The sequence below is a fragment of the Microbacterium sp. SA39 genome, from assembly GCF_000967865.1.
Classification (GTDB): Bacteria; Actinomycetota; Actinomycetes; order Actinomycetales; family Microbacteriaceae; genus Microbacterium.
The window spans coordinates 55,791-71,235 of record NZ_JXRU01000031.1 but is presented as its reverse complement, the minus strand read 5'-3'; the positions used below and the strand labels follow the sequence as shown (position 1 = coordinate 71,235).

12 protein-coding genes are annotated in these 15,445 nt (G+C 68.5%); 5 read left to right on the top strand and 7 right to left on the bottom strand.

Annotation, left to right across the window (positions count from 1 at the left end):
* Nucleotides 1-19 precede the first annotated feature (19 nt).
* Nucleotides 20-1,141 (bottom strand): alkaline phosphatase family protein, encoded by a 1,122-nt coding sequence (locus RS85_RS07035; RefSeq protein ID WP_046012729.1) that lies wholly within the window; start codon nt 1,139-1,141, stop codon nt 20-22.
* Between the two features lie 44 nt (nt 1,142-1,185).
* Between RS85_RS07035 and RS85_RS07030 the strand changes: the two genes are divergently transcribed.
* Nucleotides 1,186-3,627: a DNA gyrase/topoisomerase IV subunit A gene (locus RS85_RS07030; RefSeq protein WP_046012728.1), complete on the top strand. Its 2,442-nt coding sequence runs from the start codon at nt 1,186-1,188 to the stop codon at nt 3,625-3,627.
* Nucleotides 3,628-3,809: 182 nt separating this feature from the next.
* Here the strand turns inward: RS85_RS07030 and RS85_RS07025 are convergent, their stop codons facing one another.
* Entirely contained in the window at nt 3,810-5,954 is a 2,145-nt protein-coding gene (locus RS85_RS07025) for a DNA gyrase/topoisomerase IV subunit B (RefSeq protein ID WP_082087523.1), read from the bottom strand.
* Nucleotides 5,955-6,135: 181 nt separating this feature from the next.
* Here RS85_RS07025 and RS85_RS07020 point away from each other — a divergent pair, with 181 nt between their 5' ends.
* Entirely contained in the window at nt 6,136-6,354 is a 219-nt protein-coding gene (locus RS85_RS07020) for a DUF7455 domain-containing protein (RefSeq protein WP_046012727.1), read from the top strand.
* Nucleotides 6,355-6,441: 87 nt separating this feature from the next.
* Here the strand turns inward: RS85_RS07020 and RS85_RS07015 are convergent, their stop codons facing one another.
* Nucleotides 6,442-7,479, bottom strand: a complete 1,038-nt coding sequence (locus tag RS85_RS07015; RefSeq protein ID WP_046012726.1) for an alanine racemase — start codon at nt 7,477-7,479, stop codon at nt 6,442-6,444.
* The gene (locus tag RS85_RS07010; RefSeq protein WP_235282365.1) at nt 7,476-8,180 is read right to left on the bottom strand and encodes an alanine racemase; all 705 of its coding nucleotides are present in this window, start codon (nt 8,178-8,180) and stop codon (nt 7,476-7,478) included. Before RS85_RS07010 ends, RS85_RS07015 begins: the two co-directional genes overlap by 4 nt.
* Before the next feature lie 81 nt (nt 8,181-8,261).
* Between RS85_RS07010 and RS85_RS07005 the strand changes: the two genes are divergently transcribed.
* Complete coding sequence (locus tag RS85_RS07005; RefSeq protein WP_046012725.1) at nt 8,262-9,278, top strand: sugar-transfer associated ATP-grasp domain-containing protein; 1,017 nt, start codon at nt 8,262-8,264, stop codon at nt 9,276-9,278.
* Nucleotides 9,279-9,362: 84 nt separating this feature from the next.
* Here the strand turns inward: RS85_RS07005 and RS85_RS07000 are convergent, their stop codons facing one another.
* The 3 genes from RS85_RS07000 to RS85_RS06990 form a co-directional block, all read right to left on the bottom strand.
* Nucleotides 9,363-10,058, bottom strand: coding sequence for a coenzyme F420-0:L-glutamate ligase (locus RS85_RS07000; RefSeq protein ID WP_046012724.1), 696 nt, complete (start codon nt 10,056-10,058; stop codon nt 9,363-9,365).
* On the bottom strand, nt 10,055-11,290 hold the full coding sequence (locus RS85_RS06995) for an RNA polymerase sigma factor (protein WP_046012723.1): 1,236 nt from the start codon (nt 11,288-11,290) through the stop codon (nt 10,055-10,057). The genes RS85_RS07000 and RS85_RS06995 overlap by 4 nt, the downstream gene beginning before the upstream one ends.
* A 168-nt stretch (nt 11,291-11,458) precedes the next feature.
* Entirely contained in the window at nt 11,459-12,400 is a 942-nt protein-coding gene (locus RS85_RS06990) for a proteasome assembly chaperone family protein (protein ID WP_046012722.1), read from the bottom strand.
* A gap of 113 nt (nt 12,401-12,513) precedes the next feature.
* On the opposite strand from RS85_RS06990, the gene RS85_RS06985 reads away from it, so the two are divergent.
* Together RS85_RS06985 and lpdA are read left to right on the top strand one after the other, a co-directional pair.
* Nucleotides 12,514-14,001: a leucyl aminopeptidase gene (locus RS85_RS06985; protein WP_046012721.1), complete on the top strand. Its 1,488-nt coding sequence runs from the start codon at nt 12,514-12,516 to the stop codon at nt 13,999-14,001.
* Between the two features lie 3 nt (nt 14,002-14,004).
* Nucleotides 14,005-15,378: a dihydrolipoyl dehydrogenase gene (gene lpdA, locus RS85_RS06980; RefSeq protein WP_046012720.1), complete on the top strand. Its 1,374-nt coding sequence runs from the start codon at nt 14,005-14,007 to the stop codon at nt 15,376-15,378.
* Nucleotides 15,379-15,445 lie beyond the last annotated feature (67 nt).

Below are 15,445 nucleotides of genomic sequence, written 5' to 3'. Positions count from 1 at the left end.
CCGGCAGCGCCGGCGCGGCTCACCGCGCGAAGGTTCCGAGCCTGACCAGCGGAACCTGACGCTCCTCCGGGGTGAGGGCTCCGTGCTGACCGACCATGCCTCGTCCGCGCTGATCGGCCGCCGTGCCGTCGTACACCGCGCCCGCGCCTCGGGCTACAGCCATGATGTCGCCGATCCGCGAGGAAGCCGCGGCGGTGACCATGGGGCCGAAGAGTCCGAGACGGATGGCGTCCTCGCGGGTGATGACGTCCGCGAGGCCCTCGAGGTCGGCGCGCCAGCGCGCGGTCACGGCCGCGGCGTCGGCATCCGCATGCAGGTAGGCGTGCAGCATCCGCGGCTCTCCGCCGACATGCCGGATGCCGACGAGGTGCTCCTCCTCCAGCACGACCTGCCGATTCGCCGGCACATCGACCATTCCGTGATCTGACGTGACGAGGACGCCGACGCCGGGCGGCACGCGTGCTGAGAGCGCCGCGTCGATGTCTTCCAGCGCGGTCACCCACTCGCCGGAGTCGACCCCGTGCTTGTGTCCGGCCTTGTCGACCTCCGGCAGGTAGCAGTAGACCAGGGATCCCGGATGCCGCTCCGCGAGGTCGTACGCCGTCGCCACTCGATCTGCCGGCGTCGTCGCGGCCACGAACTCGGCTCCTCGCAGCGTCGCTTTCGTGAATCCGCTGCGGGCGTAGGCGGCCACCCCCACGGCGAAACTCGCGTGGCCGCTGGCCGCGGCGCGCTCGAAGATCGTCGACGCGGGTTGCCAGGTGAGCGGGTCGATCCCGTCGGTCTCCCAACCGCTCAGCTGATTCACGAGTACGTCGCGGCTCGGATCGAGCACGCGATACCCGACCAGGCCGTGCTCGCCCGGCCACACGCCCGTGACGATGCTGGTGAGCGCGGCCGCCGTCGTCGATGGGAAGACCGAGTACGCGACATCGCGCTTCGTCATTCCCATCGTCAGCGCGCGGGCGTGGCCGGCGTGTGCGCGCAGGCTGATCGCACCGAGCCCGTCGATCACCACCAGAACGACTGATTCGGCACGCGGCAGCGTCTCGGACTCGCCTCGGAGCGCGGCGAACAGGTCGCCCGCCACCCCGACGACGCTCCGGGCACTGGGCGACTCGGAAGGTAGCATGAGTGACATCCGAGCCAGTCTGACACAGGCTCCTTCACGCCCCCAGGAAGTCCATGCCGAAAACCCCGCCGCCCGAGCTCGCCCCGGAACGCATCCAGGACATCGACCTCTCCAGCGAGATGCAGGGCTCGTTCCTCGAATACGCGTACTCGGTCATCTACTCGCGCGCTCTGCCCGACGCGCGCGACGGCCTGAAGCCCGTGCAGCGCCGCATCCTGTACCAGATGTCGGAGATGGGCCTGCGGCCCGACCGCGGGCACGTGAAGAGCGCCCGCGTCGTCGGCGAAGTCATGGGAAAGCTGCACCCGCACGGCGACACCGCCATCTACGACGCGCTGGTGCGTCTCGCGCAGGAGTGGGCGCTGCGCGTGCCGCTCGTCGACGGACACGGCAACTTCGGCTCTCTCGACGACGGTCCCGCCGCCGCGCGCTACACCGAGGCCCGCCTCGCCCCGCCCGCGATGGCCCTCACCGAGAACCTCGACGAGGACGTCGTCGACTTCATCCCCAACTACGACGGTCAGTTCCAGCAGCCCGCCGTCCTGCCCGCGGCGTTCCCGAACCTCCTGGTCAACGGCGCCAGCGGAATCGCCGTCGGCATGGCGACGAACATGGCGCCCCACAACCTCATCGAGGTCGTGGCTGCGGCGACGTATCTGCTCGAGAACCCCGATGCTACGACGGAAGAGCTCATGGAGTTCGTCCCGGGACCGGACTTCCCCTCCGGCGGCATCCTGATGGGACTCGACGGGGTCAAGGACGCCTACACGAACGGTCGCGGTGCCCTCAAGGTGCGCGGCAAGGTCTCTATCGAACCGCTCGGCCCGCGGCGGACCGGCATCATCGTGTCCGAGCTGCCGTACATGGTCGGCCCCGAGCGCCTCATCGAGAAGATCCGCGACGCGGTGCAATCGAAGAAGCTGCAGGGCATCAGCGACGTCACCGACCTCACCGACCGCAACCACGGTCTGCGCGTGGCCATCGGCATCAAGACGGGCTTCGACCCGAACGCCGTGCTCGATCAGCTGTACCGGCTGACTCCGCTGGAGGACTCCTTCAGCATCAACAACGTCGCCCTCGTCGACGGCCAGCCGCGCACGCTCGGGCTCAAGGAGATGCTGAGCGTCTACGTGGGCCACCGGCTCGAGGTCATCACTCGACGCAGCCGCTACCGGCTGGCTCGCCGCGAGGAGCGCCTGCACCTCGTCGAGGGCCTGCTGGTCGCGATCCTCGACATCGACGAGGTCATCCAGGTCATCCGCTCGTCCGACGACTCCGAGCAGGCCCGCACGCGGCTGCGCTCGGTATTCGACCTGAGCGAGCTGCAGGCCGAGTACATCCTCGAACTTCGACTTCGGCGGCTCACCAAGTTCTCCCTGATCGAGCTGGAGGCCGAGCGCGACTCCCTGCTGGCCGAGATCGCCGCCCTGCGCGAACTGCTCGACAGTCCGGTGCTCCTCCGCGCCGTCGTCGCCCGGGAGCTGGACGCCGCCGCCGACGCCTACGGCACGCCGCGCCGCACGCTGCTGATGAACGCCGCGCCCCCGAAGCCGCGAGCCGCGAAGGGAGCCGTCGACCTGCAGATCGCCGACGCTCCGACGGTGCTGGTGCTGTCGACGACGGGCCGAGCCGTGCGCATCGACCTCGGCGAGGGCCAGGAGCTCAGCGTTCCGGCGCGCCGAAGCAAGCACGACGCGATCCTCGCGACCGTCGAGACCACGGTCCGTGCCGAGATCGGTGCGCTGACCAGCGCGGGGCGCGTCATGCGCTTCTCCCCCGTCGACCTTCCGTCGGTCCCGCCGTCGTCCGTGCAGCTCGCTGCCGGGACGCCGCTGCGCGACTACCTCGGCCTGCTCTCCAAGAACGAGCGGATTCTCGGCTTCGTCCGCTTCGACAGCGAGACCCCGATCGCGCTCGGCACGGCGCAGGGCACGGTCAAGCGCATCGTCCCGGCCGGCCTGCCGGTGAAACCCGAGCTCGAGGTGATCGGCATGAAGCCCGGCGACACCGTCGTCGGCGCCGCCGAGGCGCCGGACGACTCCGAGCTGGTGTTCCTGACGACCGACGCGCAGCTGCTGCACTTCACGGCATCCGCCGTCCGTCCGCAGGGCGCGCCCGCGGGCGGCATGGCCGGGGTCAAGCTCGGCGCGGGTGCCTCCGTCCTGTTCTTCGGCGTGGTGGCCCCCGGTGCCGACGCCGTCGTGGCGACGGTCTCGGGTGGCGACAGCATCCTCCCCGGCACCGACCCTGGACGCGCGAAGGTCACCGCGTTCACGGAGTACCCCGCGAAAGGTCGCGCCACCGGCGGAGTGCGGGCGCACTCGTTCCTGAAGGGCGAGGACCGGCTTACGGTCGCCTGGGTGGGACCGAATCCTGCGCAGGCCGTCGATCCGACCGGCGCCGTCCGAAAGCTGCCTGAGGTCGGCGCCCGCCGCGACGCCTCCGGTCAGCCCATCGACGGAGTGATCGGGAGCATCGGTCGCACCATCGTCTGAGGGTGCGGCGGCTGATCTCGTCAGACGCTGCGCGAGCACGTTCGCGGTGAGCCCGGCGGCCGTGCCGCAGAGATTCACGGTGTCTCCGCGACACCCGCCCGGTGGACGTCGCGCAGACGACGCACCGCGCCGCCCCGGTCAGCGTCTACGAGGCGGCACTCGCCACCGTCCGCTGAACCGGATCAGGCGTCGATCGCCTCGCGCGACAGCCGTCCGGAGGAATCGATGATGAACTCGCGACGGGGCGCGACCTCATTGCCCATGAGCAACTCGAACACGCGGGCGGCCTCTTCGGCCGCCTCGGCATCCTCCATCCGCACCCGGCGCAGCAGACGGCCGGAACGGTCCATGGTCGTGTTCGCCAGCTGCTCGGCATCCATCTCGCCGAGGCCCTTGTAGCGCTGGATCGGCTCGTGCCAGCGCTTGCCGGACTTGCGCAGCTTGGTCAGCAGAGCGTGCATCTCCTGCTCGCTGTAGGTGTAGATCGTCTCGTTCGGCTTCGAGCCGGGGTTCATCACGATCACCCGGTGCAGCGGCGGCACGGCGGCGAAGACGCGGCCGTGCTCGATGAGCGGACGCATGTACCGGAAGAACAGGGTGAGGAGCAGGGTGCGGATGTGCGCGCCGTCGACGTCGGCGTCGCTCATCAGGATCACCTTGCCGTAGCGTGCGGCGTCGATGTCGAACGTGCGGCCGGAACCGGCCCCGATCACCTGGATGATCGACGCGCACTCGGTGTTCGACAGCATGTCGCTCACCGAGGCCTTCTGCACGTTGAGGATCTTGCCGCGGATGGGCAGCAAAGCTTGGAACTCGCTGTTGCGCGCGTTCTTGGCCGTGCCGAGCGCCGAGTCGCCCTCGACGATGAAGAGCTCGCTGCGCTCCACCTCGTTGGTGCGGCAGTCCACGAGCTTGGTCGGCAGCGTCGAGGACTCGAGCGCGTTCTTGCGGCGCTGCGTCTCCTTGTGGGCGCGGGCTGAGACGCGCGCCTTCATCTCGGAGACGATCTTGTCGAGCAGCTGCGACGCCTGGTTCTTGTCGTCGCGCTTGGTCGAGGTGAAACGCTGCGCGAGGTCCTTGCGGATCACCTGCGCGACGATCTGGCGCACCGCGGGAGTGCCGAGGATCTCCTTGGTCTGTCCCTCGAACTGCGGCTCCGGCACGTTGACGGTGAGCACCGCCGTGAGACCGGCGAGCACGTCGTCCTTCTCGAGCTTGTCGTTGCCCACCTTCAGGCGACGTGCGTTCTGCTCCACCTGCGCACGCAGCACCTTGAGGAGCTCCTGCTCGAAACCCTGCTGGTGCGTGCCGCCCTTCGGCGTCGAGATGATGTTCACGAAGGAACGCACCGTGGTGTCGTAGCCGGTCCCCCAGCGCATCGCCAGGTCGACCGCGCACACGCGCTCGACCTCCGTGGCGACCATGTGTCCGTCTGCCTGGAGGACGGGCACGGTCTCCTTGAAGGTGCCTTCGCCCTGGATGCGCCAGTTGTCCGTCACCGGCGGGTCGGTCGCGAGGTAGTCCACGAACTCGGAGATGCCGCCCTCGTAGCGGTACGAGATCTCTCGCGGAGTCTCCGCGACAGCGCCGCTGTCGCCCCCTTCGACGAGCGCAGACGCGGCCTGACCTTTCAGCGCACGGTCATCGCGGACGACGATCTCGAGCCCCGGGACGAGGAACGCGGTCTGACGAGCCCGTGTCTCGAGCTCGCCGAGCTGGAAAGCCGCGTCCTTCGTGAAGATCTGACGATCCGCCCAGTAGCGGATGCGCGTACCCGAGGTGCCGCGAGGCGCCTTTCCGACGACCCGCAGCTCGCTCTTGTCCTCGAAGGGGCGGAACGGCGCGTCCGGCCGCTTCTCCCCCGAGTCGCTGAAGATCCCCGGCTCGCCGCGGTGGAACGACATCGCGTAGACCTTCCCGCCGCGGTCGACCTCGACGTCGAGCCGCTCCGAGAGCGCATTCACGACAGAAGCGCCCACGCCGTGCAGGCCTCCCGACGCCGCATAGGACCCGCCGCCGAACTTGCCACCGGCGTGCAGCTTGGTGAAGACCACCTCGACGCCGCTCAGCCCCGTGCGCGGTTCGATGTCGACCGGGATGCCGCGGCCGCGGTCGTGCACCTCGACACTGCCGTCGTCATGGAGGATCACATCGATCTTGTCGCCGTTGCCGTCGACGGCCTCGTCCACGGCGTTGTCGATGATCTCCCAGAGGCAGTGCATGAGCCCCGCGGATCCGTTCGATCCGATGTACATGCCGGGGCGCTTGCGGACAGCCTCGAGTCCTTCAAGCACCTGGAGATGATGGGCGGAATACTCGGCGGTCACAATCTCCGAGTCTATTCTCGCCGCCCACTCGGGAGCCGCAGACACTCCCCACCGGGCCGCAGCCCGCGCCGATCGCGTACGCGCTGAGCGAAACACGCCGTGATCCGGGCATGCCTACAGGTGCAGCGTGGTTGTATTGAGCACGACCCACAGCGAGGCCGACACCCGAGGAGGCACCGAGATGAATGCAACAACCGAACGTGAGGCCACCGCCTTCGAGTTCCGTCTGACGGCGATGGATCGCTGTGATTCCTGCGGCGCTCAGGCGTACATCGCCGCAGAGGTCAACGGATCCGAACTCCTCTTCTGCGCCCACCATGGCCGCAAGTACGAAGAGAAGCTCCGCAGCATCGCGACGAGCTGGCACGACGAGAGCGCTCGCCTCGTCGAGACGGTCTGACCGACAGCTGTCGTCCGACGCCGGCGGATATTCGATTCCGGCAGACTTCCGACTCCGGGTTGCGCTCTGGCGCAGCCCGGAGTCTTCTCATTCCTGGATGACTCTGCGGACCCGCGGACTGAGCCGGGTGAGGATCTCCTCGCCGACGGTGTCGATCCGCTCCGCCAGGGCAGTCGCACCCACCTCGCCCGAGTCGCCCGCGCCGAAGAGCGTGACCTCGTCGCCGACGCTCATCCCCGGCCATCCCTCGACCCTGGCGGTCGTCTGACCGATGTCGAGGAGTGTGCGCCTGCCGCCGGGCGTGCCGACCGGCGCGCCGGAGAGCGTGGAGGGCAGACCATCGAAGCTCCCGATCGACAGCATGGCCGCACCGTCGACGAGTTCCTCCACGACGGCGGTCAGCGACGCCACCGGACGCAGACCCTCGAGTTCCGGACCGTCGGCGGAACGGATGCCGTAGCAGAACGCGCCGATGCGTGACACGGTGCCGCGCAGCTCCGGACGCCACCACGAGGCGGCTGAGGCCGTGAGGTGCAGGAGGAGAGGCGCCGCCCCGAAGCCCCCCGCGATGCGCACCGCATCCAGGAAGACGGCCTGCGCCTCGTCGTCCTCCGCGTCGCTGGCCTCGGCGATGTGACTCCAGATCCCGACCAGGACGACGTGACCGAGCTGCTCGGCGTCTCTGGCCTCGGAAACGGCCGACTCCCAGTTCTCCGGCAGCACGCCGTTGCGATGGAGGCCCGTGTCGATCTTCAGGTGCACGCGGGCGCTGACGCCGAGCACCGCAGCCCGGGCGATGATCCGCCGCAGATACTCGACGCTGCCGACGCCCAGGTCGACGTCCCGCGCGAGCGCCTCGTCGATCTCGTCGTCGGTCGAGGTGGCCCAGGCGAAGATCCTCGCCTCCCCCGCGATGCGGCGCACGTCCAGGGCGCTGCGGATGTCGTAGCTCCCGAACCACTCGACGCCGGCATCCAGGGCTGTCTCGACGGCCCAACGCAGCCCGTGCCCGTAGGCGTCGTCCTTCAGCACGAGCATCAGGGCGGACGGGGTGATGCGTTCTCGGACCGCCTGGATGTTCGCGCGGAAGATCGCGCTGCTGATCCGCAACTCCGGCCGAGTCATGACTCCCACCCCCGGGCAGCGTGCGCGCCGGCCACCGTGACCAGCTCCGGCACGGTCATACCGGTGATCGCGGCCCAGCGAGCGAGAGACGGCGCAGCAGGACCGGTTCCCCCGAAGTAGGTGACCTCGGCGCCCGGCGCGACGTCTTTCCCCGCGAGGTCGACGACGCACACGTCCATGGCCACACGGCCGACGATGGGCCGGGAGGTGCCGTCCACCTCGACGTGCGCCCGATTGCCGAGAGCACGGACGATGCCCTGCGCGTACCCGCCCGTGACGAGCGCGACGACGGTGTCCTTCGGTGCGCGATAGGTGTAGCCGTATGAGACGGCATCTCCCCGTCTGAGCCTCTTCGTCGAGAGCACGCGCCCGGTCAGGCGCATGACGGGTCGCAGAGCGAGCACCCCGTCGTCGTCCGGGAGACCGTAGAGCAGCGAGGAGTCGATGTCCGGGACGCCCGACGTCACCCCGGTGATCCCCTCGAGCCGCAGCGTGTCGACCTCTCCCTCGGAATCGACGAGCACACGGTCGGCGCCCGCGCCCGTCACCGCCTGTGCGATGGAGAGCACGCCGTGCCCCCAGGCGTCTCTGCGCAGATCGGCGGTGTATCCTCCGGCAGCTACGGCGGCGGATGCCGCTGCGGCGAGAGCCGAGCGGGAGATCACGGCACGCGGCAGGGCGCTGGAAGTCGTCTCACACACGCTTTCCACCCTAGCTTCCGCCTTCCCAGGTTGTTCTGCGAGCCCCCGTAGACTGGTCGGGACCCCTACCCTCGGAGCCTCATGTCACGTCTTTCCCTCGCGCCCCGCATCCGCTATCTGCTGGGACGCGCCCGCCGCATCGATGTCGGATCGGTGATGGAGCGAGCCAAGGAGGCGTCGGAGCAGCACCACAAGGCGGTTCCCGCGATCGTCGTCGACATGCTGTGGTCGGCCGCTCGGCACAACGTCGGCTTCCAGGACTACATCGACTACGACTTCGCGATGCTCACCAAGACGGAGCGCGAGACGTTCATGACGCACCCCGTCTCGAACCAGCTCTCGCAGCGGTACGACCACCCCGACTTCCGCTGGATCTTCCAGGACAAGATCGAGTTTAACCGGCACTTCGCGCAGCATCTCCACCGTGACTGGCTGGTCGTCGAGGAGGGCAATGCGGATGCCGTGCGAGAGCTCACGCAGCGACTCGGGACGATCGTCACGAAGGAGCCGGTCGGCCAGGCCGGCACCGGAGTGCACCGCTATCACGCCGCAGAGATCACCGACTGGGACGAATTCCACCGCGGACTGCTGAGCCGCGGCGAGCTGCTGATCGAAGAGGTCATCCGTCAGCACGACGCCCTCGCCGCCGTCTGCCCCGGAACCGTGAACACCACCCGCATCACCGCGTTCTTCGACGGCGAGAAGGCGCACATCCTGGCGATGGCCCAGAAGTTCGGCCGCGGAGCGGTGAGCGATCAGATGACGTTCGGTGGCTTCTACACGATGCTCGACGAGAACGGCCGCTCCGTCGGGGCCGGATACGACTCCCACGGTCACGTGCACGAGACCCACCCGGATTCCGGCTTCCGGATCGCCGATTTCCAACTCCCCTACATCGACGAGGTGCGCGCGTTCATCGACGAGGTCGCCCGCGTCGTGCCGCAGGTCCAGTACGTCGGGTGGGACGTCGTGGTGACTCCCGACGGCCCTGTGCTGGTGGAGGGCAACTGGGGCGCCGGCGTCTACGAGAACAAGCCCAGCGTCACCGGCATCCGCACCGGTCACAAACCGCGCTATCGCGAGGTCATCGGGTTCTGACTCCTCAGCTCGACGCGAAGAAGGCCCGGATGCTGAGCATCCGGGCCTTCCTCGATTCAGTCCCTGAGCCTGACGAAGGGCGCGTCAGACCGCGCGGACGATGCCGAGCGGAGTGGACTCCAGGCCCTGGCCGAGCGGGTTGTCGCCGAGGATCTTCACCAGACGACGTTCGCCGTCCTTGTCGAGCGTCGAGCCGAGGATGTTGCCGCCGAGGTCGTTGATGTCGACCACGGCCACCTCGAGTGCGCCGCCGAGCAGAGCCTTCAGGTGCGTCGCGACGCCACGGGGATCCTTCGGCCCGAGCACGACAGCCTCGTTATAGGGAGGGATGGTGTGCTTGGTCGGGCCGTCGATCGCGCGCGCCTTGTCACCCGCGATGCGGTAGAAGTCGCCCTTTCGACCGAGTGACTTGGTCACGGCGGCGACCGCGGCGGCCAGCAGGATCCGAGGAGTGCCGCACTCGCGGAGCGCCATTTCCATCGTCTCCGGCATCCCGAGCCCGATACCGTACGGCGTGCGCGTGACGTACTTCGACAGGAAGAGCGCCAGCTTGCGCGGCGTGATCTCGTCGAGACGGTACGACCGGCCCTGCGTGATCGCGACGATCTTCTCGGTCACGAACAGCAGGTCGCCCGGCTGCACGGCGTCCTTCGCGTACTCCGTGATGATGGCATCGAGATCGTCGTCGGGCATCACGACGCGAGTGCGCAGCGGAATCCGTGCGAAGCTCTTTCCGTCGACGCTCGTCTCGAGCGCCTTGCCGTCGTTCGCCTGGCTCATTCGAGGTAGTCCCGCAGCGACTGCGAACGACTCGGGTGACGCAGCTTCGCCATCGTCTTCGACTCGATCTGACGGATCCGCTCACGGGTCACGCCGAAGGTGTCGCCGATCTGGTCGAGCGTCTTGGGCTGACCGTCGCCGAGGCCGAAGCGCATGCGGATCACGCCGGCCTCGCGCTCCGACAGCGAGTCGAGCAGCTGCTCGAGCTGACGCTGCAGCATGGTGAAGCCCACGGCGTCTGCCGGCACGACCGCCTCGGTGTCCTCGATGAGGTCGCCGAACTCGCTGTCGCCGTCCTCGCCGAGGGGCGTGTGCAGGGAGATGGGCTCGCGGCCGTACTTCTGCACCTCGACGACCTTCTCCGGCGTCATGTCCAGCTCGCGGCTGAGCTCTTCCGGGGTGGGTTCGCGGCCCAGGTCCTGCAGCATCTGGCGCTGCACGCGGGCGAGCTTGTTGATGACCTCGACCATGTGCACCGGGATGCGGATGGTGCGGGCCTGGTCGGCCATGGCGCGCGTGATCGCCTGACGGATCCACCACGTCGCGTAGGTCGAGAACTTGAAGCCCTTGGTGTAGTCGAACTTCTCGACCGCGCGGATGAGACCGAGGTTGCCCTCCTGGATCAGGTCCAGGAACTGCATGCCGCGGCCCGTGTAGCGCTTCGCGAGCGAGACGACGAGGCGGAGGTTGGCGCCGAGCAGGTGGCTTTTGGCACGCTGACCGTCGCGGGCGACCCACTGCAGGTCGAGACCGAGCTGGCCGGTTCTCTCGGCCGCGGTCATCGCGGAGAGCTTCTCCTCGGCGAACAGACCGGCTTCGATCCGCATCGCGAGCTCGACCTCTTCGGCCGCGTTCAGGAGCGCGACCTTACCGATCTGCTTCAGGTAGTCCTTGACGGGGTCGGCCGTCGCGCCGGTGATCTGCGTCGAGTAGACCGGGACGTCTTCGTCGTCGTTCGACGAGATGACGATCGCGCCGGTGGGCAGCGGCTCGGTGAACTGGGGCTTGGAGTCCTCGTCCTCGTCGTCCTCCACCGCGGCGACAGGGGTCTCGTCCTCTTCGACGACGTCATCCGACTTCTTCTTCTTCACGGGGGCGCGCTTCGCGGCCGCGCGCTTCGCTGCGCTCAGCGGCGCGGGCTTCTCAGGAGCGTCGACCTCGACCTCGGTGTCGACGGCGGTCTCTTCGGCCTTCTTCGTCGTCCGGGTTTTCTTCGTCGTGGCAGGAGTCACGTTTCGCCTTTCACGGGGCTATGGGACCACCCCGGGACATTTCGGACACTAGTAAGACCCTTGTCAAGTCCGGTGTTCGAAAACACCGATTGACAACGGGTCGGACTCCTAGTATCGCACACGTGTGGCGATGCGGATGCATTCCGGCGAAGTTGTCGGATATTCGTCTCAGCGGCGTCCGGGCTTGTCGTCGTCGCCGGACGGACGCGACGCCAGGTAGCGCTCCAGCTCCGCGGCGAGCTCGTCGGCGCTGGGCAGATCGCGTTCGCTGAACCCGCCCTCGTCGTACGTGTCGTCATCCGGGTTCCGTCCCGCCATGTACGCGTCGTAGCGGCGCTCGAGGTTGTGCACCATCTGCTGCAGCTCCTCGTTGCCGGCGACCTGCTCGTCGACGCGGGTGAAATAGTCCTCGCGGCGCTCCTGCACGGCATCCAGAAGCAGGACGAGACCGGTCGAGGCCATCAGCTTGTCGGCGGCCGCGATGACGGCATCCGGGTTCTCGGTCTCCGCCAGGTAGTGCGGCACCAGGAGCACGAAGCCCACGGCGCGATGACCCGCCTCGACGAAGCGGAACTCCAGGAGGTGTCCGGCTGTCGCGGGCACCTGCGTCCGCGGGCGCCACACGGAGTGCGCGACTGTCAGCTCGCGGCGGTTCCCGCTGACGGTCGTTCCGATCGGCCGGGTGTGCGGCACGGGCATCGCGATCGAGTGCACCCAGTTGAGCCCGGAGACCTCGAATTCAGCCGCGAGATCGAGCACGGTCTGCGCGAAGGCGTTCCACGCGAAGTCGGGCTCGTACCCTGCGAGAAGCAGGAACGGCTGGCCGAGTGCGTCGGTCGCGAGCGAGAGTTCGAGACGGGAGGGACGGAACTCCGTCAGGTGGTCCTGATCGAAGGAGATGATCGGGCGACGAGCGCGATAGTCGAGGAGCACGTCGTTGTCGAACACCACGACGGGTTGCGGCGACGCCGTCTCGCGCAGGTGATCGATGAGGCCGGAGACCGCGCTTCCCGCGTCGGTGAAGCCGGTCAGCAGCACCACCAGGGGAAGGCCATGGGGTACCGCCGGGGCGTTCGCGACTCGTTCGTGGATCTCACCGGAGAGGGGCATGACTCCATGCTACGAGCAGGTCCGGATGCCCGGGCTGGGGTCGTCATGCTGAGAGCGAACACGCGGACCGCGCCCACGCACCGGTGCCGCGGAGGGGATCCTAGGATGGAGGCATGACGCTTCCCGTGCTCTCGCACACCACTGATCAGTTCCCCGGAAGCGCTGCAGATGCCGCAGTGCTCGTCGTCCCCGATCTCTCCGGATCGGCCGAGTCGCTCGACGGCTACCCCGGCCTCGCCGACGCTCTCGCCGGGATCGGCTTCACCGGATCGTCGTCCTCCTTTGCCCGCGTCCACGTACCCGAGGTGACCTCCCTCCCCTTCGCGGTCGTCGGCACCGGCAAGGCCGTGGGCGAGACGGCCGTGCGGAACGCCGTCGGGACCGCCCTCCGGTCGCTCACGGGTTTCGATCACGTCGCCGTCGCCCTCGCAGGCGGGCTCGAGTCGTACGCGACCGCAGCCGCCGAGGGAGCCGTGCTCGGCGGCTACCGATTCGACACCTACCGCTCTGAGAAGGGCAAGACCCGGGCGACCGCCGTCACGCTGCACGCTGCGATCAGCGATGAGTCGATCGCGCGGGCTCAGGCCACGGGCGACGCGGTCGCGCTGATCAAGAACCTCGTGAACGTGCCGGCCGAGTGGCAGAGCCCCGAGCAGCTCGCGCAGAGTGCGGCAGACAGCGTCGCCGACCTCGACGTCACCGTCGAGATCCTCGACGAGGTCGCGCTGGCGGCACAGGGCTTCGGGGGCATCCTCGGTGTCGCGCAGGGCTCCGACCGTCCGCCGCGCCTGGTGCGCCTCGACTACTCGCCGACCGATGCGACGCGGCACATCGCCCTCGTCGGCAAGGGCATCACGTTCGACACCGGCGGGCTCTCGCTGAAGCCGGCGGCATCCATGGTCGGCATGAAGTTCGACATGGCAGGCGCCGCCACCAGCCTCGCCGCGCTTCGCGCGATCGCGACGCTCGGACTCCCCGTGCGCGTGACGGCGTGGCTCGCCATCACCGACAACATGCCGTCGGGTCGCGCTCTGCGCCCCGGTGACGTGGTGCGCATCCTCGACGGCACGACGGTCGAGGTGCTCAACACGGATGCCGAGGGCCGGCTGGTACTGGCCGACGGGCTCGTCGCCGCGAGCCGCGAGCACCCCGACGTCATCATCGACGTCGCCACGCTGACGGGCGCGATCGTCGCCGCCCTCGGCCACCGCCACACCGGCGTGTTCGGCGACGACGATACTGTCGCCGAACTGCTCGCCGCCGCGGAGCAGGCCGATGAACTCGCCTGGCACATGCCCCTGCCGGAGTACATGGAGGAGTCGCTCGAGTCTCCGATCGCGGACTTGCAGAACGTCAACATGAGCGATCGCATGGGTGGTGCCTCCTACGCGGGCCTCTTCCTCCGCCGTTTCGTCGGACGCACCTCCGACGCGGACGATGCTCCGCGGATCCCGTGGGTGCACCTCGACATCGCAGGTTCCGGCGAGCACGGGGGCTCGTCGTTCGGCTTCACCGAGAAGGGCCCCACCGGGGCGATGGTCCGATCGATCATCGCCTTCGCCGCAGCATCCCCCGGCGCTGCATCCCACAAGGAGGCATGACACATGACAACCCACACCTTCGATGTCGTCGTCCTGGGCGGCGGCAGCGGCGGCTACGCGGCGGCTCTTCGTGCCAGCGAGCTCGGCAAGTCGGTCGCCCTCGTCGAGAAGGACAAGGTCGGCGGCACCTGCCTGCACCGCGGGTGCATCCCGACGAAGGCACTGCTGCATGCGGCAGAGGTCGCCGAGCACGTGCGCGACGCCGCGTCGGTCGGCGTCACGGCCACGCTGGACGGCATCGACCCCGCCGGCGTCCGTGCCTACCGGGAGGGGATCGTCGCCAAGAAGTTCAAGGGACTCGAAGGCCTCGTCAAGGCGCGCGGGATCACGACGGTCGCCGGTTTTGGGCGACTGAATGCCGATCGCAGCATCAGCGTCGGCGATGACGTCTACGTCGGAGCCGACGTCGTCCTCGCCACGGGGTCCTACAGCCGCTCCCTGCCCGGTCTGGAGATCGGCGGACGCATCCTGACGAGCGAGCAGGCACTGGCTCTCGACGTCATTCCGGAGCGCGTCCTCGTGCTCGGCGGGGGTGTGATCGGAGTGGAGTTCGCCAGCGTCTGGCGTTCGTTCGGATCCGAGGTCACGATCGTCGAGGCGCTTCCGCACCTCGTGCCGAACGAGGACATCGCGATGAGCAAGGGCCTCGAGCGCGCCTTCCGCCGCCGCGGCATCCAGTATTCGCTCGGTGTGCGGTTCCAGACCGCGAGCCAGGACGAGAACTCGGTCACGGTCACGCTGGAAGACGGCAAGGAGTTCACCGCCGACTACCTGCTCGTCGCCGTCGGGCGCGGCCCGGTCACGGCGGACCTCGGGTTCGAAGAGGCCGGCGTGAAGCTCGACCGCGGCTTCGTGACAGTCGATCAGGATCTGCGCACAGGGGTTCCGGGAGTCTGGGCCGTCGGTGACATCGTCCCCGGTCTGCAGCTCGCCCACCGCGGCTTCCAGCAGGGCATCGCCGTTGCGGAGCGCATCGCGGGCCTCTCCCCCGTGAACGTCCCCGACTCGCAGATCCCCAAGGTCACCTACTCCAGCCCGGAGGTCGCCTCGGTCGGTGTGACAGAAGACGCTGCGGTCACCGAGCACGGCGCGGATGCCGTCGCCTCCTACGAGTACAACCTCGCCGGCAACGGCAAGAGCGAGATCATCGGAACGAGCGGCCTGGTCAAGGTCGTCCGGCTCAAGGACGGGCCGGTCATCGGCGTTCACCTGCTCGGCGACCGTGTCGGCGAGCTGATCACCGAGGGTCAGCTCGCGGTCGCCTGGGAGGCGCATCCCGAAGACATCGCTCCCCTCATCCACGCGCACCCGACACAGAGCGAAGCCCTGGGCGAAGCCTTCCTCGCTCTCGCCGGAAAGCCGCTGCACGCCCTCTGAGCACCAACCGGTGCCCGAGTCACTAAGCTAGATACGCGTCATACAACTTCTTGAAGGAGACTCAGTC

Coding starts and splice junctions, on each gene's coding strand:
- RS85_RS07035 (WP_046012729.1), bottom strand. CDS start 1,141: ATGTCACTCATGCTACCTTCCGAGTCGCCCAGTGCCCGGAGCGTCGTC.
- RS85_RS07030 (WP_046012728.1), top strand. CDS start 1,186: ATGCCGAAAACCCCGCCGCCCGAGCTCGCCCCGGAACGCATCCAGGAC.
- RS85_RS07020 (WP_046012727.1), top strand. CDS start 6,136: ATGAATGCAACAACCGAACGTGAGGCCACCGCCTTCGAGTTCCGTCTG.
- RS85_RS07015 (WP_046012726.1), bottom strand. CDS start 7,479: ATGACTCGGCCGGAGTTGCGGATCAGCAGCGCGATCTTCCGCGCGAAC.
- RS85_RS07005 (WP_046012725.1), top strand. CDS start 8,262: ATGTCACGTCTTTCCCTCGCGCCCCGCATCCGCTATCTGCTGGGACGC.
- RS85_RS07000 (WP_046012724.1), bottom strand. CDS start 10,058: ATGAGCCAGGCGAACGACGGCAAGGCGCTCGAGACGAGCGTCGACGGA.
- RS85_RS06990 (WP_046012722.1), bottom strand. CDS start 12,400: ATGCCCCTCTCCGGTGAGATCCACGAACGAGTCGCGAACGCCCCGGCG.
- RS85_RS06985 (WP_046012721.1), top strand. CDS start 12,514: ATGACGCTTCCCGTGCTCTCGCACACCACTGATCAGTTCCCCGGAAGC.
- lpdA (WP_046012720.1), top strand. CDS start 14,005: ATGACAACCCACACCTTCGATGTCGTCGTCCTGGGCGGCGGCAGCGGC.